Annotated in this window: 23 protein-coding genes and 1 tRNA gene; 8 read left to right on the forward strand and 16 right to left on the reverse strand. The window is 64.8% G+C overall.

All coding sequences use genetic code 11. The annotated features are described in order from the left end of the window. Positions 1-81 precede the first annotated feature (81 nt). From MesoLj_RS04185 to MesoLj_RS04225, 9 genes are all read right to left on the reverse strand, one after another. Positions 82-166: transfer RNA gene (locus MesoLj_RS04185), tRNA-Leu, on the reverse strand. Positions 167-306: 140 nt separating this feature from the next. Then, entirely contained in the window at positions 307-927 is a 621-nt protein-coding gene (locus MesoLj_RS04190) for a 2,3-bisphosphoglycerate-dependent phosphoglycerate mutase (RefSeq protein ID WP_140770970.1), read from the reverse strand. A gap of 41 nt (positions 928-968) precedes the next feature. After that, positions 969-1,790, reverse strand: a complete 822-nt coding sequence (gene dapB, locus MesoLj_RS04195; RefSeq protein ID WP_202325174.1) for a 4-hydroxy-tetrahydrodipicolinate reductase — start codon at positions 1,788-1,790, stop codon at positions 969-971. Beyond that, the gene (locus tag MesoLj_RS04200; RefSeq protein WP_140770973.1) at positions 1,787-3,643 is read right to left on the reverse strand and encodes an ABC transporter ATP-binding protein; all 1,857 of its coding nucleotides are present in this window, start codon (positions 3,641-3,643) and stop codon (positions 1,787-1,789) included. Before MesoLj_RS04200 ends, dapB begins: the two co-directional genes overlap by 4 nt. Positions 3,644-3,805: 162 nt before the next feature. Continuing rightward, entirely contained in the window at positions 3,806-4,831 is a 1,026-nt protein-coding gene (locus MesoLj_RS04205; protein WP_202325175.1) for a glucokinase, read from the reverse strand. Positions 4,832-5,019: 188 nt separating this feature from the next. Further along, positions 5,020-6,114, reverse strand: coding sequence for a penicillin-insensitive murein endopeptidase (gene mepA / locus MesoLj_RS04210; protein WP_202325176.1), 1,095 nt, complete (start codon positions 6,112-6,114; stop codon positions 5,020-5,022). 62 nt (positions 6,115-6,176) lie between these two features. Further along, positions 6,177-7,079: an SDR family oxidoreductase gene (locus MesoLj_RS04215; protein ID WP_202325177.1), complete on the reverse strand. Its 903-nt coding sequence runs from the start codon at positions 7,077-7,079 to the stop codon at positions 6,177-6,179. Beyond that, positions 7,076-8,230 carry a tRNA epoxyqueuosine(34) reductase QueG gene (gene queG, locus MesoLj_RS04220; protein WP_202325178.1) on the reverse strand — a complete coding sequence of 385 codons (1,155 nt, stop codon included), beginning with the start codon at positions 8,228-8,230 and terminating at the stop codon, positions 7,076-7,078. Before queG ends, MesoLj_RS04215 begins: the two co-directional genes overlap by 4 nt. Then, positions 8,211-8,903, reverse strand: a complete 693-nt coding sequence (locus MesoLj_RS04225; RefSeq protein WP_202325179.1) for a glutathione S-transferase family protein — start codon at positions 8,901-8,903, stop codon at positions 8,211-8,213. The genes queG and MesoLj_RS04225 overlap by 20 nt, the downstream gene beginning before the upstream one ends. A 160-nt stretch (positions 8,904-9,063) precedes the next feature. Here MesoLj_RS04225 and MesoLj_RS04230 point away from each other — a divergent pair, with 160 nt between their 5' ends. Continuing rightward, positions 9,064-9,870 (forward strand): undecaprenyl-diphosphate phosphatase, encoded by an 807-nt coding sequence (locus MesoLj_RS04230; RefSeq protein ID WP_056573971.1) that lies wholly within the window; start codon positions 9,064-9,066, stop codon positions 9,868-9,870. Between the two features lie 100 nt (positions 9,871-9,970). Here the strand turns inward: MesoLj_RS04230 and MesoLj_RS04235 are convergent, their stop codons facing one another. Both MesoLj_RS04235 and rsmI read right to left on the reverse strand, forming a co-directional pair. Beyond that, positions 9,971-10,348 carry a YraN family protein gene (locus tag MesoLj_RS04235; protein ID WP_172347700.1) on the reverse strand — a complete coding sequence of 126 codons (378 nt, stop codon included), beginning with the start codon at positions 10,346-10,348 and terminating at the stop codon, positions 9,971-9,973. After that, a complete protein-coding gene (gene rsmI / locus MesoLj_RS04240) occupies positions 10,341-11,243 on the reverse strand; it encodes a 16S rRNA (cytidine(1402)-2'-O)-methyltransferase (RefSeq protein WP_202325180.1) in 903 nt (300 codons plus the stop codon). The genes MesoLj_RS04235 and rsmI overlap by 8 nt, the downstream gene beginning before the upstream one ends. 167 nt (positions 11,244-11,410) lie before the next feature. On the opposite strand from rsmI, the gene MesoLj_RS04245 reads away from it, so the two are divergent. The 3 genes from MesoLj_RS04245 to MesoLj_RS04255 are packed head-to-tail and all read left to right on the forward strand — an operon-like array spanning position 11,411 to position 12,475. Then, positions 11,411-11,596, forward strand: a complete 186-nt coding sequence (locus MesoLj_RS04245; protein WP_140770986.1) for a hypothetical protein — start codon at positions 11,411-11,413, stop codon at positions 11,594-11,596. A 7-nt stretch (positions 11,597-11,603) separates the two neighbouring features. Further along, positions 11,604-11,792 (forward strand): hypothetical protein, encoded by a 189-nt coding sequence (locus MesoLj_RS04250; protein ID WP_202325181.1) that lies wholly within the window; start codon positions 11,604-11,606, stop codon positions 11,790-11,792. A 17-nt stretch (positions 11,793-11,809) separates the two neighbouring features. Beyond that, positions 11,810-12,475 carry a hypothetical protein gene (locus MesoLj_RS04255; RefSeq protein WP_202325182.1) on the forward strand — a complete coding sequence of 222 codons (666 nt, stop codon included), beginning with the start codon at positions 11,810-11,812 and terminating at the stop codon, positions 12,473-12,475. Here MesoLj_RS04255 and MesoLj_RS04260 read toward each other — a convergent pair. From MesoLj_RS04260 to rph, 5 genes are read right to left on the reverse strand one after another with little or no spacing between them, the layout of a single operon-like run. After that, complete coding sequence (locus MesoLj_RS04260; RefSeq protein WP_202325183.1) at positions 12,417-12,740, reverse strand: low molecular weight protein tyrosine phosphatase family protein; 324 nt, start codon at positions 12,738-12,740, stop codon at positions 12,417-12,419. The two genes, MesoLj_RS04255 and MesoLj_RS04260, sit on opposite strands and share 59 nt — an antisense overlap. Positions 12,741-12,743: 3 nt before the next feature. Further along, a complete protein-coding gene (gene hemW / locus MesoLj_RS04265; RefSeq protein WP_202325184.1) occupies positions 12,744-13,922 on the reverse strand; it encodes a radical SAM family heme chaperone HemW in 1,179 nt (392 codons plus the stop codon). Beyond that, the gene (gene rdgB, locus MesoLj_RS04270) at positions 13,919-14,581 is read right to left on the reverse strand and encodes an RdgB/HAM1 family non-canonical purine NTP pyrophosphatase (RefSeq protein ID WP_140770994.1); all 663 of its coding nucleotides are present in this window, start codon (positions 14,579-14,581) and stop codon (positions 13,919-13,921) included. The genes hemW and rdgB overlap by 4 nt, the downstream gene beginning before the upstream one ends. Next, on the reverse strand, positions 14,581-14,991 hold the full coding sequence (locus tag MesoLj_RS04275) for a VOC family protein (RefSeq protein ID WP_202325185.1): 411 nt from the start codon (positions 14,989-14,991) through the stop codon (positions 14,581-14,583). The genes rdgB and MesoLj_RS04275 overlap by 1 nt, the downstream gene beginning before the upstream one ends. A 15-nt stretch (positions 14,992-15,006) precedes the next feature. After that, positions 15,007-15,723 carry a ribonuclease PH gene (rph, locus tag MesoLj_RS04280; protein ID WP_140770998.1) on the reverse strand — a complete coding sequence of 239 codons (717 nt, stop codon included), beginning with the start codon at positions 15,721-15,723 and terminating at the stop codon, positions 15,007-15,009. 179 nt (positions 15,724-15,902) lie between these two features. Here rph and hrcA point away from each other — a divergent pair, with 179 nt between their 5' ends. From hrcA to MesoLj_RS04300, 4 genes are all read left to right on the forward strand, one after another. Next, the gene (gene hrcA, locus MesoLj_RS04285; protein WP_140770999.1) at positions 15,903-16,985 is read left to right on the forward strand and encodes a heat-inducible transcriptional repressor HrcA; all 1,083 of its coding nucleotides are present in this window, start codon (positions 15,903-15,905) and stop codon (positions 16,983-16,985) included. Between the two features lie 39 nt (positions 16,986-17,024). Next, positions 17,025-17,222: a hypothetical protein gene (locus tag MesoLj_RS04290; protein WP_013892036.1), complete on the forward strand. Its 198-nt coding sequence runs from the start codon at positions 17,025-17,027 to the stop codon at positions 17,220-17,222. A 98-nt stretch (positions 17,223-17,320) separates the two neighbouring features. Continuing rightward, positions 17,321-18,688: a PQQ-dependent sugar dehydrogenase gene (locus MesoLj_RS04295; protein ID WP_202325186.1), complete on the forward strand. Its 1,368-nt coding sequence runs from the start codon at positions 17,321-17,323 to the stop codon at positions 18,686-18,688. A gap of 135 nt (positions 18,689-18,823) precedes the next feature. After that, positions 18,824-19,441: a LysE family translocator gene (locus tag MesoLj_RS04300; RefSeq protein WP_202325187.1), complete on the forward strand. Its 618-nt coding sequence runs from the start codon at positions 18,824-18,826 to the stop codon at positions 19,439-19,441. The last annotated feature ends 86 nt before the right edge of the window (positions 19,442-19,527 follow it).

The raw sequence follows: 19,527 nt of genomic DNA on the forward strand, positions 1-19,527 counted from the left end.
TTGCTTCAAAAAGAAAAAGCCCGGGCGAACCGGGCTTTTTCTTTGGGTTTCTGAACCATGGAGTGGCTCGAAACTGGAATTTGGTGCCCAGAAGAGGACTCGAACCTCCACTCCTTGCGGAACACGGACCTGAACCGTGCGCGTCTACCAATTCCGCCATCTGGGCTGGTGCGGGCTCATGTAAGCGGGCAAGCGATGGCTGTCAACGCGCTTTTTGGACCATCATCCCGAAAGGTGAATTCGGCTTCCACAAAAGTTCGCCCCCCAAGCAAAGGCCGCGGCCTCCGCTTGCCGGCTCATGATCCCTCAGCCGTCCAGTACTTCCTTCGACGCCACGGTCGAATCGGCGTTGAGCTGGTAGATGACCGGCACGCCGGTGCCGAGTTCCAGTTTGACGATCTCCTCGCCCGACTTGCCGTCCAGCGCCATGATCAGCGCGCGCAGCGAATTGCCGTGGGCGGCGACCAGCACGGTGCCGCCGCGCAGCACATGCGACTGCATGTCATGCAGGTAATAGGGCCAGACGCGGGCGCCGGTGTCCTTCAGGCTTTCGCCGCCGGGTGGCGGCACGTCGTAGGAGCGGCGCCAGACATGCACCTGCTCCTCGCCCCATTTCTTGCGCGCATCGTCCTTGTTGAGGCCGGAAAGGTCGCCATAGTCGCGCTCGTTGAGCGCCTGGTCGCGGATGGTCTTCAGGTCGCTCTGGCCGACCGCGTCGAGAATGTGCTGGCAGGTCTTCTGCGCCCGGATCAGCGCCGAGGTGAAGGCGATGTCGAACTTCAGGCCGCGCGCCTTGAGCTTCTGGCCGGCGGCCTTGGCCTCGGCGTGGCCCTGCTCGGTCAGGTCGACGTCGCGCCAGCCGGTGAACAGGTTCTTCAGGTTCCATTCGCTCTGGCCATGGCGCACGAGCACGAGGGTTCTCGACATGTTTGCTCCTTCAGATTGGCAAATTTGGCAGATTGGCCGCTTCAGCTCAGGCCGAGCACGTCCCGCATCGAATACAGTCCTGGCTTCTTGCCCCGTGCCCACAGCGCTGCCTTGACGGCGCCGCGGGCGAAGATGGCGCGGTCCTCGGCATGGTGGGACAGCGTGATGCGCTCGCCGGTGCCAGCCAGGATGACGCTGTGGTCGCCGACCACCGAGCCGCCGCGCAGGGTGGCGAAGCCGATCGTGCCGGTTTTTCGCACACCCGTATGGCCGTCTCGTGAACGTACGTCATTGCCGGCAAGTGCTATGCCGCGCCCGGCGGCGGCGGCCTCGCCCAGCAGCAGAGCGGTGCCCGACGGCGCGTCGACCTTGTGCTTGTGATGCATCTCCAGGATCTCGATGTCGAAATCGTCGGCATCGAGCGCGCGCGCCGCCTGTTCGACCAGCACCGCCAGGAGATTGACGCCGAGGCTCATATTGCCCGACTTGACGATCGTCGCGTGGCGCGCTGCAGCGGCAATCCTGGCATTGTCGTCGGCCGAGCAGCCGGTCGTGCCGATGACATGGACGATGCGCGCCTGCGCCGCATAGCCGGCGAACTCGACCGATGAGGCCGGCGTGGTGAAATCGAGCACGCCATCGGCCTTGGCGAAGACCGGCAGCGGATCGTCCGATATCGGCACGTTGATTATGCCGATGCCTGCCAGCTCGCCGGCATCCTTGCCCAGATAGGGCGAATCCGCGCGCTCGACAGCGCCGATGACGCGGGCGCCCGGAATGGTATGGATGGCGCGGATCAGGGTCTGGCCCATGCGGCCGGCTGCGCCCACCACCACCAGGCCCATATCGCCTGCTTCGCTCATGTGCTCCTCACAGCAGTCTTCTTCGCACGCGTGGCTCGGACCGGAGTTTGGATCGGCTTGCTGTCATCGACAAGCCCCAGCCCTTTCTTGCCCTGGATGCGGTGGAAGCGGGAATAGATGCTGTCCGGGTCGGCCATCAGCGTCGCATGGGTGCCTTCCTCGACCAACCGTCCCTCTTCCAGCACGATGATGTGGTCAGCATTGACCACCGTCGACAGCCGATGCGCTATGACGATGGTCGTGCGGCCTTCCATGACATGGGTCAGCGCTTCCTGGACGCGCGCCTCCGCCTCGTTGTCGAGTGCCGATGTCGCCTCGTCGAGCAGCAGGATCGGTGCCTGGCGCACGATGGCGCGGGCGATCGACACACGCTGGCGCTGGCCGCCTGAAAGGGTCGAGCCGCCTTCGCCGACCGGCGTATCGTAACCTTGCGGCTGCTGGCGGATGAACTCGTCGGCTGCCGCCTGTTTCGCCGCCTGCTCGATCTCGGCGTCCGTGGCCGACAGGCGGCCATAGCGGATGTTGTCGCGGATCGTGCCCTCGAACAGATAGGGCGCCTGCGCCACATAGGCGATCGACTGCCGCAGCGAATGCTTGGTCACCTTCGAGATGTCCTGGCCATCGACCTCGATGCTGCCCTGGTCGACGTCGTAGAAGCGCTGCAAGAGCGCCACCAGCGTCGACTTGCCGGAGCCCGATGCACCGACGATGGCCGTGACCTTGCCGGCCGCGGCGGTAAAGCTCAGGTCCCTCAGCACCGGCATGTCGGCGTTGTAGCCGAACGTCACATTGTCGAAGCGCACTTCGCCGGTGGTGACCCTGGCCTCGACAGCGTCGGGCGCATCGCCCTGTTTCGGCTCCAGGTCGAGCAACTCGTAGATCATGCGCGCATTGACCAGCGCCCGCTCCATCCCGACCTGCGTGCGCGCCAGGCGTCTTGCCGGGTCGTAGGCCATGATCAGAGCGGTGATAAAGGAAAACACCGCGCCCGGCGGTTGCCCAAGCACCAGCGCCCGGTAGCCGGAATAGGCAAGCACGGAGGTAATGGCGAGACCGCCCAGAATCTCGGAAATCGGCGACAGCCGCTCCGAGACGCGGGCAATCTTGTTGTTACGCTGCTCGGCCGTGTCCGCCATGATGCCGATGCGGCGCGCCAACTCGGCCTCCAAGGTGAAGGCCTTGACGATGGCGATGCCTTGCGTGGCCTCCTGCACGGATCCGTTCAGCCTAGAATTGATCAACACGGATTCCCGGTTGATACGCCGCAGTCGGCGGGTGATGTAGACGACGGCCCAGATCAGCGGCGGCCCGATCAGCAGCGAGCTGAGCGACAACACCGGATCCTGGTAGATCATGACGCCGACGAGAGCGACCAGTGTGACCGCGTCGCGGCTGATGGAGGTCAGTGTCAGCGACAGCAGGTCGCGAACGCCGCCGACATTCTCGCTGACCTGTGCCGCCAGCCGACCGGAACGCGTATCGTTGAAGAAGTTGACGCCGAGCTTCATCAGATGGTCGAAGGCGCGCTTCTGGTAGCGCGCGACCAGATTGTTGCCGATCTTGGCCAACGCGACTGCCTGGCCGTAACCAGCGAAGCCGCGCAGCAGGGAGGCTCCCATGAAACCGGCGCAGATCCAGACGAGCATATCGCCGCGCCGTTCGTAGAAGATCTGGTTGATCATCGGGGCCATGATCCACGCCGTGAAGGCAGTGGTGCCGGAAACAATCAGCAAGCAGCTGACGGCAACGACATAGGTCCAACGATACTCGTTGCCGTTTTCAGCGAGGATGCGGCGGAGCACCGCCGTGACCTCGCCAGGCCGGACTTTTTGTTTGGGGGCTTGAAGTGTCAAATCAGGAGCGCTTTGTGGTTTTCCGCCTCGTGGGATCGGGCTGCGAATTCGGCACCCCTCTTAACGTCATGAGGCCGGCTTGCCTATGCCCGCGGCTGATTAACTTCGTCGCGGGCGGCTCAAGCGCGCCCGCGGGGAATATAGGCACATCCAGTCGAAGAGCTAGGCTTGCCAGCGCCGGCCGGCGGTCTGGACGCCGAAAAGCGACGGGTTTCGGGCATAGGCGGCAAGGCCGAGAAGTGCCGCCAGCGGATGGGTGATGACGTAGACGGGCATGGTGCGCATCAGCGCGCTGTGCGGCGCCTTGTCCTCGAAGGCGGCGCGGAAATTGCCTTCCTTCAGCGCCGGCACGATCTTTTGCGCGATACCGCCGGTGAGGAAGACGCCGCCACGGCTCATGAACACCAGGGCAAGGTCACCCGCCGTGCGCCCGAGGCAGGTAACGAAGGTCTCCAAAGCTTCCTGCGCCACCGGATCGGTCTTGGCCAGTGCCGCGCCGGTGATCTGCGCCGGCGTGGTGAAGGGTGACGGTTTGCCGTCCGCCGTGGCCACCGCGCGATAAACGTTGACGAGGCCGCGCCCGCACAGGATCTGCTCGCCGGAAATGCGGCCCTCGAGCTTCTCTATATGCGGGAAAACCTCGAAATCGCGCGGCGTGCGCGGGCCGATGTCCATATGGCCGCCTTCGCCGGGCACCGGTATCCAGTGGCGCAGCGCATGGACCAGCCCGGCGACGCCGAGACCGGTTCCCGGCCCGAGCACGACGCGGCCGGCATTGGGCTCCGGCGCGCCGCCGCCGATCTTTTCCATATGCTCTTCGCCCAGCGCCACGACGGCCAGCGCCTGCGCCTCGAAATCATTGAGCACGACGATGTCGCTCAGGCCAAGACTGGCGAACATCTGCCTCGGCCTGACGACCCATGGGCAGTTGGTGAGCTCGATCTCGTCGCCATCGACCGGACCGGCCACCGCCAGGACCGCCGAATTCGGGCGGACCGACGAGCGGTCGAGAACGGCTGCCTGGATCGCCTCGTCGATGGTGTTGTAGTTGGCGGTCTGCACGATGGTCGGCTCGCCGGCCTCGGAATTGGCGTCGAGCACGATCGAGAAGCGCGCATTGGTGCCGCCAATGTCGCCGATCAGGATCGGGAACCGCAACGACGTGTCGGTATCGCTTACGCTTGGCATGCTCTGGTCCGTCCCCGGCGCCCCTCACGGCGTCTCGCCGTTCTTCCGTTGACTAGCGCATGAGTTTGAAAAGGGAAACGGTTTTCGAACCGGGTGATGCGCAGGGAAAGGTTCTGCGGCCAAACGGCCACTATTTCGCGGAAAATGCGATGCTAAACCGATTGAGACCGCCGATGCCGCCGCGACGATCAGTTCGCGGGCGGCCGTGGCCGTGGCACCGGCACGCCGACCTCGGGCGTCGCCGTGAAGGCGTTCAGCGCGCCTGGCAGGCCGGCTGTGCCGCTGGCCGTAGTGGCGGGCAACGACGGTGCTTCCGGTTCGGGCGTGGCGACCGCGACCGGCATGGCGCCGCCGTGATAGGTCGCCGCCTCGGCCGAGGCCGGACCGGGCGCGTCGAGCACGGCGCGGCATTCCTTGGGCAAGTTGGCCATCGTCATCACGTCGCGTGCCTTCGGCGCGTCCGGGTTCTTGTTGGGACGCCACGGTTCTTCCGTGAACCACCAGGCCAGCGGCTTGCCGCAACCGTCATCATCCGGCGTCGCCTCCTGCCCCTTGCAGTTGGGCGAACCCGGCTGGCAGCCGATGCGCATGTGGAAATGATAGTCGTGGCCCCAGAACGGCCTGATCTTGCGCAGCCAGGTGCGGTCGCCCTTGACTGTGTCGCAGAGCTTTTTCTTGATGCCCGGATTGACCAGGATGCGTTCGACCTCGGGGTAGCTCGCGGCGCGCTTCAAAAGCGCCGTATGCTGCGGCTTCCACAGCGCGTCCTTCACCAGATGCGTCTTCTCGTCGACCATCAAGGTGGCGCTCATCGATTCGCGCTGCGCGATCGACAGCGGCCGGCTGGGCATCGGCGTCAGCCAGATGTCGGCATCGAGGCCGATCTGGTGCGAGGCGTGGCCGGTCAGCATCGGACCGCCGCGCGGCTGCGAAATGTCACCTATGAGCAAACCTGGCCAGCCATCGGCCGCAGCGTCACGTGAAAGTTTCTCGATTACGGCGATCATCGCCGGATGGCCCCAGCGGCGGTTGCGCGAGGGGCGCATCACTTCCCAGTTCGGGCCATCCATGGGAATGGCGACGCCGCCGGCAAAACAGCCCTTGGAATAGAAGCCGATCGACTGCGCCGCGGTCGCTGCCGGCAGCTTTTCGGCGCCGAACAGGTCTTTTGCCCGTTCCTCGGAGCGTGCCGGCTGCGCGGCGAGACCGGTCAGGGCAAGCAGGCCAAGAGCGACCGCCAACCGTGACGACCTGCCGAAATATGGACGCATCGCTGAGTTCATGAAACCGGATCCCCACCGCAATCCCGAAACCGAATCATAGCACGTCGGCCGCCAGGCTTCGATCATCCGCGCTTCATCGGGCTGCGCGCCTCGCCGTCGCGCCAGTCGCCGCTTGCCCACATATGGTCGAAGGCGGCGCGGTAATCGGGAAAGCGAAAGCGATAGCCTGACGCCTTGATCGCCGCATTGGCGACACGCTTGTTCTCGCCATAGAAGGACCGCGCCATGGGCGAAAGTTGGGCGGTGTCGAAGGGAATTTCCGGCGGCGGCTCGACGCCCATCAGCGAAGCGGCGTAGGCAACGACATCCTGCGGCGGCGCCGGCTCATCATCGGTGACGTTGAAGATGCCGCCTGTGTTGCCCGCGATCAGTTGCCAGAGCGCGCCGGCAATGTCGTCGCAATGGATGCGGTTGAACACCTGGCCGGGCTTGACCAGCCGCCGCGCGGTGCCGTTTTCCAGATTGACCAGCGCGTTGCGGCCCGGGCCGTAGATGCCGGACAGGCGCAGGATCGCCACCGGCCGGCCGATATGCTCGCCGCACCTCAGCCACGCCTGCTCGGCCTCGACCCGCATGACGGAGCGTTTCGACACCGGCCGGCACGTGGCCGTTTCATCGACCCAAGCGCCGCCATAGTCGCCGTAAACGCCGACCGTGGAGAGATAGCCGATCCATTGCAGCGCCGGCATCCCCGCGATCGCGGCGGGGACGGCATTCAGCACGGGATCGCCTGCCTCTTCCGGGGCGACTGAAATCACCAGATGCGTCGTTTTCTCCAGCGCCTCGCCGATTTCGCCCGTCAGCGCGCCATCAAACAGCAGCGGTGCGATGCCGGCCTGGCGCAACGCATTGAATTTATCCTCTGACCGCGTCGTGCCAAGGATCGCAGCGGCATCCTTGCCGGCCCGGGCAAAAGCTTTGCCGGAATAGCCGGCGCCGAAGATGAAGACCTGTTTTTCGCTCATGCATGCGTCCTGTCTGGCCGCGCCAGGCGCCATTCCTCGCGCACGACGCCATCGCTTTCGGTGTTCAGGCCGCTCGCGGCCCGCTCGGCATATTCGGCATGAGACACCAGCCGCGCCAGCGCCCATATTGCCGCGCCGCGAACCAGCGGCGAGGCGTCGCCGAGCAGTGCACGGACAGGGCCGGCCAGCCCGGCATCGCCGGAATTGCCGGCTGCAATCAGCACGTTGCGGACAAAACGGTCGCGGCCGATGCGCTTTACCGGCGAACCGGAGAAGAAGGCGCGGAAGGCCGCGTCATCCAGCTGCAACAGCTCGGCGAGCGGCGGTTCGCGCAAATCGGCGCGCGCGGCGAGCTTTGCTTCGGAGGCTACCTGGGCGAACTTGTTCCAGGGGCAGGCGGCCAGACAATCGTCGCAGCCATAGATGCGGTTGCCGATTTTTTCGCGGAATTCATGCGGGATCGGCCCCTTGTTCTCGATGGTGAGGTAGGAAATACAGCGCCGCGCATCGAGCCGGTAGGGCGCGGGGAAGGCATCGGTCGGGCAGGCGTCGAGGCAGGCGCGGCAGGAGCCGCAATGGTCGATCTCGGCTCGGTCGGGCGTGAGTTCGGCCGTGGTGAAGATGGTGCCGAGGAACAGCCAGGAACCGTGCTCACGGCTGACCAGATTGGTGTGCTTTCCCTGCCAGCCGAGCCCCGCGGCTTGCGCCAGCGGCTTTTCCATCACGGGTGCGGTGTCGACGAAGACCTTCACGTCGCCTCCGGCGCGCGACACGATCTTGCCGGCGATCTCCTTCAGCCGGCCCTTCATCACATCGTGATAGTCGCGATTCTGCGCATAGACGGAGATGGCGCCCCGGTCGTGCCGGGCCTGCAGGTAACGCGGATCATGGTTGGGGCCGTAATTCATCGCCAGCACGACGATCGAGCGCACTTCAGGCCAAAGCGTGGAAGGTTCGCTGCGCCTTTCCAGCGTCTCGGCGATCCAGTCCATCGAGCCGTGAAAGCCGTCGGCGACGAATTCGGCCAGCCGCGCCGGCGCCAGCGGGATCGCATCGGGAGAGGTGACGGCAATGGCATCGAAGCCGGCGCGATGCGCCTCCGCGTCGATCAGCGCGCGCAGTTTTGCGGCGTCAGAAGTCGAGGTCCGCATAGTGCGACACCGGCGACAGGCCGCGCACGCGGTCGGTCAGGAGCGGCCGGAAGGAGGGCCGCGACTTTACCCTGGTGTACCATTCGCGCGCCGCGGCGTGTTCGCGCCAATCGATCTCGCCGAGATAGTCGAGCACCGACAGCGTCGCGGCGGCGGCGAGATCGGCATAGGTGACCCTGCCGCCGGCCAGCCAATGGCGGGTGCCGGCGAGCCAGTTGGTGTATTTCATATGCTGGCGGATGTTGGCGCGCGCGGCACGGATGGCGCCCGAATCGGGCGAACCGCCGCCGGCCGTTTCCGGCATGATCGGCTTCAGCACGCGTTCGCGCACCAGATGGCGGGTGACTTCGCTTTCGGCCTTGTTCAAGTACCAGTCGATCAGCCGGCGGATTTCGGCGCGCTGCATCGGGTCCTCGGCGAACAGCCGCTTCTCGCGCTTCAAGACGCCGCGCGTCTCGTCGAGATATTCCGAGATGACCGTCGCGCCGACGATCGGCACGTCGCCTTCAGCGAGCAGGATCGGCAGCGTGCCGGCCGGGTTCAGCGCCAGGAACTCCTTGCGCCGCGTCCACGGCTTTTCCTCGATCAGCGCCAGCTCCTCGCCATACTCGCCAAAGGCGAGGCGGACGAAGCGGCAAGTTGCGAACATGGGATGGTGGAAAAGCGTCAGCATGGTTCCGCGATGATAAAGCGCACTGGCGAATCGCCGGGCGCACCGGTAAGTCTTGGCCGCCCGGTTAGCGGGCCGTCAGGGTGTTGCGACCTATAGGGGCACTTCAACGCCATGACAAGCAAGCCGTTCTGTTAGCCGTCGCGCAAAAGCCGAGGTAGCCATGGAAAGCCAGACCTTCGTCGAAGCCCTGCTGCTCGGCCTGCTGGAGGGGCTGACCGAATTCATACCGGTCTCCTCGACCGGCCATATCCTGCTCGCCGGCCATTTCCTGGGCTTCCATTCGACCGGCAAGGCCTTCGAGATCCTGATCCAGCTCGGTGCGATCCTGGCGATCCTCAGCGTCTACTTCCGCCGCCTGTGGCAGATGCTGCTCGACCTGCCGCATGACAGGCTGACGAGGCATTTCGTCATCGGCATCCTGATCGCCTTCCTGCCGGCGGCGATCATCGGCGCGCTGGCGCACGACTTCATCAAGACGGTGCTGTTCGAATCGCCGAGGCTGATCTGCATCATGCTGATCATCGGCGGCGTCATCCTGCTGGTGGTGGACCGCATGAACCTGAAGCCGGTCTATCGCGACGTCGAGCGGTTCCCGACCAGGCTTTACCTGCAGATCGGGCTTTTCCAGTGCCTGTCGCTGATCCCCGGCACCTCACGCTCGGGCTCTACCATCGTCGGCGCGTTGCTTCTGGGCGTGGACAAGCGGGCCGCGGCGGAGTTTTCCTTCTTCCTCGCCATTCCGACCATGGTCGGCGCCTTCGCGTTCGACCTGTTCAAGAACCGCAACGTGCTGACATCGGCCGACCTGCCGATCATCGCCATCGGCTTCGTCGCCGCCTTCGTCACCGCGCTCTTCGTGGTGCGCTTCCTGCTCGATTACGTCTCGCGCAACGGCTACTCGCTGTTCGGCTGGTGGCGGCTGGTGGTGGGGATTGTCGGGTTGCTGGCATTGATGGTTTGGGGGTGAGGAGTGTTCCGCGCAGCGGACGGAAAGCCAATTGCTTGGCTTTCCGAACGACGAACGCCCTGAGCCAGCGAAGGGCGAGCAACGCCCGTCAAGTGCTCCCCTAACTCCTCCCATAAAACGCGTTCTCGACATGCACCGGCCAGTGCCATGGCAGCACCGCGACCATGTCGAAGCGCATCGACAGTCTGCCGTAATCCGCCTGGCGCGACAGCCAGATGTCGGCGGCCGCCTCGATGCGGCGCTCCGACTCATGGCTGATCGCCTCCATGGCTTCCATCAGCGTGCGCCGCGCCTTGACCTCGACGAACAGCACCAGGTCGCCGCGCCGCGCGATCAGGTCGATCTCGCCGAAACGGGTGCGGTGGCGGCGCGCGAGAATCCGGTAGCCCTTCAGCATCAGCGCGGCCGCCGCCAGCCATTCGCCGCGATGGCCGCGCCGATAGGCCTTTTGGCGGCTGGCGCTCGGCCGCTCAGCCACCGTCGCCTTCCCTGAGCTCCAACAGCCGACGGTAGAGCGCCTGTTTCTGGCCTCCGGTCATCTTCGCGGCTTCCGCCGCCGCCTTGGAAGCCGGCATTTCGGCGGCAAGCGACAACAGCAGGCGGTCGATATCCGCCGGCTCGTCCGCCTTGGCCTCGGCGGGACCGACGCAGACGACGACCTCGCCCTTCGGCGTGTCGGCCGCGGCATAGTGGTCGGCCAGCACCCGCAGCGTGCCGATACGCATTTCCTCGAAGGTCTTGGTCAATTCCCTGCCAATGGCAGCCTTTCGCTCGCCGCCCAACGCCTCGACCATGGCGCCCAGCGACTCGGCCAGCCGGCGTGGCGATTCAAAGAAGATCAGCGTTGCCGGTACGGCCTTCAGCGCTTCCAGCCGCGCCAGCCGCTGGCCTGATTTCACGGGCAGAAATCCGGCGAACAGAAAGGCGTCCGACGGCAGGCCGGACGCTGTCAGCGCGGCAAGCGGTGCCGACGGACCAGGGATCGGTACGACACGAATGCCGTGGTCGATCGCCTCGCCGACCAGCCGGTAGCCGGGATCGGAGACGAGCGGCGTGCCGGCATCGGAAATCAGCGCCACGCTCTGGCCGGCCTGAAGGGCCGCGATCAGCTTCGGCCCGGCCTCGCCGGCATTGTGCTCGTGATAGGCCGTGGTGCGGCGGCGGATGCCGTAACGGTCGAGCAATACGCGAGACACCCGCGTGTCCTCGCAGGCGACGATGTCGGCGGCGGCCAGCGTCTCCAGCGCGCGCAGCGTGATGTCGGCGAGATTGCCGATCGGCGTCGCCACCAGATAGAGCGCCGGCTGGAGCGGACGGGCCACGATCTCGGTCTGCCCGACCACATAGCTGCGCTTGCCCGTCTCATCAGTCACCGATGCCGTCTCCGTTCAGCCCTGTTTGGCTGCCAAATCCTGTTTGGCACGGCTGGTGCCGGCTTGCAAAACTCACGCCGATGTAAGGTAACCGCCATTCCTTCGCCACAGTAGGGAACGAAACCGGGTTTGGCAGATTTAGGCCCTGATTCCCAAGGGAGGACAGGATGGACAGCCTGAAGATACAGGACGCTTTCGCGCCCTACTATGCCGGCCGCAACAGCGCCTCCCTGCCCAGGGGCAAGCGCCTGCCTGCCGAGAACGACGCCAGCCTGACCAAGCGGGCCGCCAAGGCCTTGCCCACCAATGTCAGGCTTTCCGACAACAAACCAGACAGCACGACGGAGCACTGACCGAACGATGCCCAATCGCTTCGATATCTTCATCACCCGTCTTGAAACGAAAAGCGCCAGGGAAGGCGTGCCCCCGCATCCGATGAACGACCAGCACAGCGTTCGCCGGCAAAAGGCTGACGCCAAACCGGCCCGCAACGGAGAGGCGCATGCCGAGAAGGATCGCGGCAAGCGCCGTTTCAAGCACGACGCCTGACGAGATCGCTGACAAAATTGAAGCGCATCGCGACTGAAAAGCTGATTGGTCCGCGACTGTTGGCCCTTGCGGTCGGCATTGTCGCCTTCACGTCCTCAGCCAATACAAGAAACAACGCAGAGGCCGGCTCTTCATCCGCCGCGCAAAGCCCACGAACGGTCAAGTTCAGGGCAACGGCGGCCAGTGGCCTCTTTGGCAAGACACTCTCGCTCCGAGGGGTGCTGGTCGGCGAAACCGAGGAACGGGAATTCGCGAGAATTCGCTATCCGGCGTTCAATCAGCCTATTTCCAACCGGGACTGGATAACCGTCGAAGGTCTCTCCGCCGCCCATCTGCAACTGGACATTGATCCGCAATTCGCGATGCCGGGCATCCACCTGCATATGCGTTCAGACGATCCAGCCACATCACACTACATGTTCCACAAAGTCGGCGAACAATGGATCCAGGCGCCGCGGGCCACAAAGATCGACGTGTTTTCCTACGCGGGCTGTGGCCTCACCCAACAATCCTGGGAGGACGGCGGCGATTTTCACCATCAGGATTTCTTCTTTGAAGTCGACTCGGGTCCGGATTGCGCGGTGGCCGATGCTTCATCGCCAAGCGCGCGCGGCAAGCCATCTGTCACCCTAGATACCGAGAAACGCGCACCTCAAGCAGCCGGACCAGATCCGGATCCATAAATTCATAGTTATCAGGTATGTCGAGGCAGATGACCCTGGCCTTCTTCAGGCTGGCCTTGAATTTCTTCTGCAGCTTGTTGCGGTGCACCTTTTCCATGACGAAGATGATGTCGGCCCAAGCGACCAGCTCATGCGTCAGCGGCGTGTCGGCATCATGGTTGGTCCCCGCCGATGCGACCTCGATATCCCGGCGCGTTGAAAACACCTGCTCGGCGGTCGGGCTGCGCAAGCGGTTCTGGCTGCAGACGAAAAGGACGTTTTTCAAGGATCAGCGCGCCAGGTCGGCCACCACGGCGTCGAGTACGATCATGCCGGCCGGCGTGGCGCGCAGCCGCGCATTGCCGATCGGCGCCACCAGCCCCTCGCCCTGCAGCATGGACAGCCGCGCACTCGACAGGCCGCGCCCGGAAAACGCCTCGTAGCGCGAGAGGTCGATGCCTTCGGCGAGTCTCAGCCCCATCAGCAGGAATTCGTCGGCCTCTTCCGAGCGGGTCAGGATCTCGCCGCCGGTAACGCCATGGCCCTTGGCCTCGACAAGATTGGCCCAGGTTTCCGGCATCCGCTCGGCTATCGTCACCGTGCGGCGGCCATTCTCGACGAAGCGGCCATGCGCGCCGGGACCGACACCGACATATTCGCCATAGCGCCAGTAGGTCAGGTTGTGCCGGCTCTCGGCGCCCGGCCTGGCGTGGTTGGAAATCTCGTAGGCCGGCAGGCCGTGCGCGGACGTTATCTCCTGCGTCAGCGCATAGAGGTCGGCGGCGTGGTCATTGTCGGGAATGATGAATTTCTTCGCCGCATGCAGCGCATGGAAGGGCGTGCCTTCCTCGATGGTCAGCTGGTAGAGCGACAGATGGTCGGCGGCATGGCCGATCGCCTGTTCGAGCTCGGATGCCCAGGCTTCCGGCGTCTGGCCGGGCCGGGCGTAGATCAGGTCGAAGGACAGCCTTGGGAATATTTCCCGCGCGAGGCCGATGGCGTGCAGCGCTTCATCGACATTGTGCAGCCGGCCGAGGAAGCGCAGATCCTTGTCGTTCAGCGCCTGCACGCCGAGCGAGACGCGGTTGACGCCCGCCGACCGATAGCCCCGAAAACGTTCGGCTTCGACCGAGGATGGGTTGGCCTCCAGCGTCACCTCGATGCCATCAGGCACCGTCCAGTTCCTGGCCACGGCGTCCAGAACCCTGGCCACCGTTTCCGGCTTCATCAGCGACGGCGTGCCGCCGCCGAGAAAGATGCTGGTCACCTCGCGCGGCCCGGTGCGCTGGCGCATCGTCGCCAGTTCCGCCTCGAAGGCGGCGGCAAAGCGCTCCTGGTCGACCGGCTGGTGGCGGACATGGCTGTTGAAGTCGCAATAGGGGCACTTGGCCGCGCAGAATGGCCAATGGATGTAAACGCCGAAGCCCGGCGCCCGGTCGAGCGGCATGGTCATGCCGGATCCAGTCATGCCGAGCCCAATCCCGGCAAATTCAATCGCGCCTGGGCGAATTTCTGAAAAGCGCGGGCACGGTGCGACAGCGCCGTCGCCTGGCCCGGCTTCCAACCGTGTTTTTCCTCGGCACTCATCTCGCCGAAGGTTTTTTCGAAGCCATTGGGCAAGAACACCGGATCATAGCCGAAGCCAAGTTCGCCGCGCGGCGGCCAGACCAGCGTGCCTTCGGCCTCGCCGCGGTAATACTCGGCCTCGCCGTCGGGAAAGGCGAGGCAAATGACGGCGACAAAGCGGCCCTTGCGCTGTTCCGGCAGGGCAGCGCCGACTTCCTGCAGCGCCACTTCGGTGCGCTGCATGGCCATGGCGAAATCTCTGCTGCCGTCGGGAGTTTCGGCCCAGTTGGCGGTGTAGACGCCAGGCGCGCCGTCGAGCGCGTCGACGCAGAGGCCCGAATCGTCCGACAGCGCCGGCAGGCCGGTCGCCTCCGCCGCGGCCAGCGCCTTGATGTAGGCATTCTCCTCGAAAGTGGTGCCGGTCTCGTCCGGCTCCGGCAGGCCATAGTCCTTCGCCGACTTCGCTTCGAAGCCGAACGGCCCCATCAGATCGGCGAATTCGCGCAGCTTGCCGGCATTGTGGCTGGCGACGACGATCTTCTTTCCATCAAGAGAATGCATCAAAGGCCCCAGATTCTTGGCTCGGCAAACTCGATCGAATTGCCCGAGGGGTCGCGTATATAGAGCGAACGGCCGCCTTGCGGCCATTCGAATTCGCTTTCGATGGCTATTCTTTTTGCCTCCAGATGGGCTTTCCAGGCCACGATTTCCGCAGCGGTCGCCGCGAAGCAGAGATGACCTTCGCCGGCCGCGCCATGCGGCGGCACTTTCAGCCGGGCGTCCGGCGCCGGAGGTATTCTGGTCGCCTCGGCGTTGAAGACCAGCAGCACGCCCGGCCCGCAGCGGAAGAAAAGATGTCTGCCGTCCACCTTGCCGAGCAGGTCGAGGCCGAGCACGCCGACATAGAATTCTTCCGCCGCCGCCAGATCGGTGACGTACAGGGCTGATTCAAGGATGGCGGAAGGGGTCACCAGAAAATCGATGGCTTACGCCACCGCCATCTGCTGCAGGCTGACCAGGCGCTGGATGCCTTTCTTGGCCAGGCCCATCAATTCCGCGAACTGCCCTTCCGAGAAAGGCTCGCCCTCGGCGGTGCCCTGGATCTCGACAATGCCGCCCTTGCCGGTCATGACGAAGTTGGCGTCGGTGCCGGCCGAGGAATCCTCGAGATAGTCAAGATCGATGACCGGTTGGCCATCATGGATGCCGCAGGAAATCGCCGCGACATGGTCCTTCAACACCTTGGCGACGCTGGCCATCTGCCGGGCTTCCATCCAGCGCAGGCAATCATGGAGCGCCACCCAGCCGCCGGTGATCGAGGCGGTGCGGGTGCCGCCATCGGCCTGGATGACGTCGCAGTCGACGGTGATCTGCTGTTCGCCCAGCGCCTGCAAATCGACCACGGCGCGCAGCGAACGGCCGATGAGGCGCTGGATTTCCAGCGTGCGGCCGCCCTGCTTGCCGGCCGAAGCCTCGCGGCGCATGCGCTCGCCGGTCGAGCGCGGCAGCATGCCGTATTCAGCCGTCACCCAGCCCTTGCCGGAATTGCGCATCCAGCCCGGCACCTTCTCCTCGAGGCTCGCCGTGCACAGGACATGGGTGTCGCCGAACTTCACCAGGCACGAGCCTTCGGCGTGCTTGGAGACGCCGCGCTCGAAGGAGATGGCGCGCATTTCGTCGAATTGGCGTTTGGAGGGGCGCATTCGGGCTTCTTTCCAGTCATTTTTCGGAATCGTGGCCGGCTTTTAGACGCATGGGGGGCAGCGCGCAAAGGAAAACGGACCGGTGATCTGACACAGACACCCGGGATGATCCGACACAGACACCGGGTTGCGCCCACCGTGCCGAAGTCTATATCCTGAACAAGGAGGTTTTTGGCCGAATGACCAAGGCAATCGATCCGGGTTCGCAACCGCTTGCACTGCAATCACTCGACATGCGCTCACGCGACATCTTCCGGCGCATTGTCGATTCCTATCTCAGGGACGGCGAGCCGGTGGGCTCGCGCAGCCTGTCGCGCATCCTGCCCTCCTCGCTGTCGCCGGCCACCATCCGCAATGTGATGAGCGACCTCGAGCACCTCGGGCTGATCTACGCGCCGCACATCTCGGCCGGCCGCCTGCCGACGCAGGCCGGCCTGCGTTTCTTCGTCGACGCCTTCATGGAGCTTGGCGACCTTTCCGACGAGGAGCGCCGCACCATCGAGGCACAGGTGCGAGCCTCCGGCTCGGGCGCGACGCTGGAGCACATGCTGACCGAGGCCAGCCAGATGCTGTCGGGCATGTCGCGCGGCGCCGGCCTGGTGCTCGCCGCCAAGAACGAGGTGGCGCTGAAGCATATCGAATTCATCCAGCTGGAACCGACCAAGGCGCTTGCCGTGCTGGTGTCGCAGAATGGCGATGTCGAGAACCGCGTCGTCGAGCTGCCCGCCGGCATCACCCTCTCGCAGCTGCACGAGGCCTCGAATTTCCTCAACGCGCATATCCGCGGCCGCACGCTGGCCGAGGCGCGGACCGAGATCGCCCGCATCAAGGAAGAGACGCGAGCCGCGCTCGACACGCTGTCGCAGGACCTTGTCGAGAAGGGGCTTGCGGTGTGGGCAGGCGCCGAAAGCGGCCTGCCGGCGCGGCTGATCGTACGCGGGCGCGCCAACCTGCTCGAAAACGTCACCGCCCAGGCCGATATCGAACTGCTGCGGCATCTGTTCGAGGACATGGAGACGCAGGACGGGCTGATCCAGCTGCTCGATCTAGCCGAACAGGGATCGGGCGTGCGCATCTTCATCGGCTCGGAAAACAAGCTGTTCTCGCTGTCCGGCTCGTCGCTGGTGGTCGCGCCCTATCGCGATAAGGATGCCCGCGTCGTCGGCGCGCTCGGCGTCATCGGCCCGACCCGGCTGAACTACGCCCGCATCGTGCCGATGGTCGATTATACCGCGCAGCTGATATCGCGCATGTTAAGGTAGCGCCCCGGACAGAAGAGACGGGCAGCAAGGAGAAAAAGAATGGCGCTCGAAGAATTCAAGGCCCGGATCAGCCTGCTGCTCGAGGAGATGGTCAACCAGCCGGAAGACCAGCACGAAATCCAGGAACAGCTGCGCGAAAAACTGCGGGAGATGCGCGCCATGGGCCTGCCGCTGCCGGCGGATCTCGTCGCGCTGGAAAAACGCCTCGACGACGATTTTTACGCTGCCGGGACATAGACCGGAAACCGGTCTTTCGCTTCCTCGACGCATCGTATGAGGCGGAACCTCTGGACAGACCTACCGTTGGTTTCCTTCGCGACCAGATGGAGGACAAGATGATCCGATCGGCCGGCCTGGTGCTTCCAGCGCTCTTTCTCGCAACAGCGGCATTCGCACAGCAGGCGGACCAACCGGTGCTGAAAGGCCCAGCCGCCTTCGGCGACTGGCGCGCCGACAAGCCAGGTGTGCGTCGCCTGATCAAGCCAGAAGACCTGCCGAAGCCCTATGTCACCAAATCCGCCTCGAACAGCGCCGGGCTCGCCGACATGCCGGCAGGCGCGAAGCCGCAACTGCCGCCGGGGTTCTCGGCCGAGCTGATCGCGTCCGGCATCGACAATCCGCGCGTCGTGCGCATCGCGCCGAACGGCGACCTGTTCGTCGCCGACAGCGAAGCCAACCAGATCCGTGTCTACCGCCTGTCCAAGGACAGTGCCAAGCCCGTCGAGGACGCCATCTTTGCCCGCAATCTCAACCAGCCCTATGGCATCGCCTTCTATCCGCCGGGCAATGACCCGCAATGGGTCTATGTCGCCAACAGCGACAGGATCGTGCGCTTTGCCTACCGCAATGGCGAGCTGAAGGCCGCCGGCGAGCCGCAAACCATCGTCGACAGGATTCCCTCCAACCATCACTGGACGCGCGACATCGTCTTTTCGCCTGACGGCAAGGCGCTCTATCTGTCGGTCGGCTCGGGTTCGAACATCGCCGAGGACATGGGCAAGGCGCCGGATGGCGGCCTCGAAGCGTGGGTGACGTCGAAGCCACTTGGCGCGACATGGGGTTCCGAGGACGGCCGCGCCGACGTGCTGGCCTTCGACCCGGACGGCAAGAACGGCCGCATCGTCGCCACCGGCCTGCGCAACTGTTCGGGCATGACCGTGCAGCCGGCGACCGGGGCGCTGTGGTGCGTCGTCAACGAGCGCGATGCGCTCGGCGACAATGTGCCGTTCGAGTACGCAACATCGGTCAAGGACGGCGCCTTCTACGGCTGGCCCTGGTACTATATCGGCGACAATGAGGATCCGCGCCACAAGGGAGCGCGGCCCGATCTCGCCGGCAAGGCAACCATTCCCGATGTGCTGATGCAGGCGCATTCGGCGCCGCTCAACATCGCCTTCTACGACCGCCAGGATCTTCCGGCCGGCACCGGTTTTCCCCAGGACTACAGGGGCGACGCCTTTGTGGCCCTGCACGGGTCGTGGAACCGCGGCAACAGGACCGGCTACAAGGTCGTGCGATTGCTGTTCGAGGACGGCAAGCCGACCGGCGAGTACGAGGATTTCATGACCGGCTTCGTGGTCTCCAATGGCGAGGTGTGGGGCCGGCCGGTGGGTGTGGCGGTGGCGAGCGACGGTGCTCTGATCGTCACCGAGGACGGCAACGGCACCATCTGGCGCGTGACCTATGGCGGTGCCCGCTCCTGAAGGATCCTTGCCCGGCTGGCGCAGCTCTCCTCGCAGGGGGAAGGCCGCGATGTCTGGTGCAATGGATTCCGACCCCAGGGAATTCAACCGTGGCGCGCGCCATGCGATAAAGCTCTCCGATCCGAGACCGAAACCATGACCCTCACCGGCTTCCTCACCTACAGCGCCGCCCTTGGCATCGCCGCCGCCATCCCCGGCCCCGGCATCACCGCGCTTGTCGCGCGTGCGCTCGGCTCCGGCTTCCGCTCGTCGCTGGCGATGTTCTTCGGCCTGATGGTTGGCGACCTCACCTATCTTACCGCCGTGGTGCTTGGCCTCGCCTTTGTCGCGCAGACCTTCGGCATGGTGTTCCTGGTGATCAAATGGGCCGGCGTCGCCTATCTGGCGTTTCTGGGCTGGCGCTTCTGGACCGCCGGCATCACGCCCGAAACGGTTGAGGCCAGGAAGGGCAAGGGCGGACTGGTTTCGAGCTTTATCGCCGGCCTCACCGTCACGCTCGGCAATCCCAAGACGATGATCTTCTACCTCGCCATCACGCCGACCATCGTCGACCTGAAGACCATCACATTGGCGGACTACGGCATTCTCGCCGCGCTGACGGTCATCGTCCTGTTCGTCGTCCTGGTCCCTTACCTGGCGCTCGCCGCCAAGGCGCGCTGGTTCCTGAAATCGCCGCGCGCCCTGAAGGTGCTGAACCGTACCGCCGCCGGCTTCATGGTCGGCGCCGCGGCAGCGATCGCCGCCCGCCAGTAGCACCCTTTCAGCCAAAACATTCCGGTGCCAGGCTTTTCCGCGAAATGCTTTTCCGGGACGACGGCGTTTTAGACACAGGCCCCACT

This window comes from Mesorhizobium sp. 113-3-9 (assembly GCF_016756515.1).
In the GTDB taxonomy this organism is placed as follows: Bacteria; Pseudomonadota; Alphaproteobacteria; order Rhizobiales; family Rhizobiaceae; genus Mesorhizobium.

What these genes read in the sequence shown, in the direction of transcription:
- MesoLj_RS04190 (WP_140770970.1), bottom strand. Translation starts at nt 927, where the DNA reads ATGTCGAGAACCCTCGTGCTCGTGCGCCATGGCCAGAGCGAATGGAAC.
- dapB (WP_202325174.1), bottom strand. Translation starts at nt 1,790, where the DNA reads ATGAGCGAAGCAGGCGATATGGGCCTGGTGGTGGTGGGCGCAGCCGGC.
- MesoLj_RS04205 (WP_202325175.1), bottom strand. Translation starts at nt 4,831, where the DNA reads ATGCCAAGCGTAAGCGATACCGACACGTCGTTGCGGTTCCCGATCCTG.
- mepA (WP_202325176.1), bottom strand. Translation starts at nt 6,114, where the DNA reads ATGAACTCAGCGATGCGTCCATATTTCGGCAGGTCGTCACGGTTGGCG.
- MesoLj_RS04215 (WP_202325177.1), bottom strand. Translation starts at nt 7,079, where the DNA reads ATGAGCGAAAAACAGGTCTTCATCTTCGGCGCCGGCTATTCCGGCAAA.
- queG (WP_202325178.1), bottom strand. Translation starts at nt 8,230, where the DNA reads ATGCGGACCTCGACTTCTGACGCCGCAAAACTGCGCGCGCTGATCGAC.
- MesoLj_RS04225 (WP_202325179.1), bottom strand. Translation starts at nt 8,903, where the DNA reads ATGCTGACGCTTTTCCACCATCCCATGTTCGCAACTTGCCGCTTCGTC.
- MesoLj_RS04230 (WP_056573971.1), top strand. Translation starts at nt 9,064, where the DNA reads ATGGAAAGCCAGACCTTCGTCGAAGCCCTGCTGCTCGGCCTGCTGGAG.
- MesoLj_RS04245 (WP_140770986.1), top strand. Translation starts at nt 11,411, where the DNA reads ATGGACAGCCTGAAGATACAGGACGCTTTCGCGCCCTACTATGCCGGC.
- MesoLj_RS04250 (WP_202325181.1), top strand. Translation starts at nt 11,604, where the DNA reads ATGCCCAATCGCTTCGATATCTTCATCACCCGTCTTGAAACGAAAAGC.
- hemW (WP_202325184.1), bottom strand. Translation starts at nt 13,922, where the DNA reads ATGACTGGATCCGGCATGACCATGCCGCTCGACCGGGCGCCGGGCTTC.
- rdgB (WP_140770994.1), bottom strand. Translation starts at nt 14,581, where the DNA reads ATGCATTCTCTTGATGGAAAGAAGATCGTCGTCGCCAGCCACAATGCC.
- rph (WP_140770998.1), bottom strand. Translation starts at nt 15,723, where the DNA reads ATGCGCCCCTCCAAACGCCAATTCGACGAAATGCGCGCCATCTCCTTC.
- hrcA (WP_140770999.1), top strand. Translation starts at nt 15,903, where the DNA reads ATGACCAAGGCAATCGATCCGGGTTCGCAACCGCTTGCACTGCAATCA.
- MesoLj_RS04290 (WP_013892036.1), top strand. Translation starts at nt 17,025, where the DNA reads ATGGCGCTCGAAGAATTCAAGGCCCGGATCAGCCTGCTGCTCGAGGAG.
- MesoLj_RS04295 (WP_202325186.1), top strand. Translation starts at nt 17,321, where the DNA reads ATGATCCGATCGGCCGGCCTGGTGCTTCCAGCGCTCTTTCTCGCAACA.
- MesoLj_RS04300 (WP_202325187.1), top strand. Translation starts at nt 18,824, where the DNA reads ATGACCCTCACCGGCTTCCTCACCTACAGCGCCGCCCTTGGCATCGCC.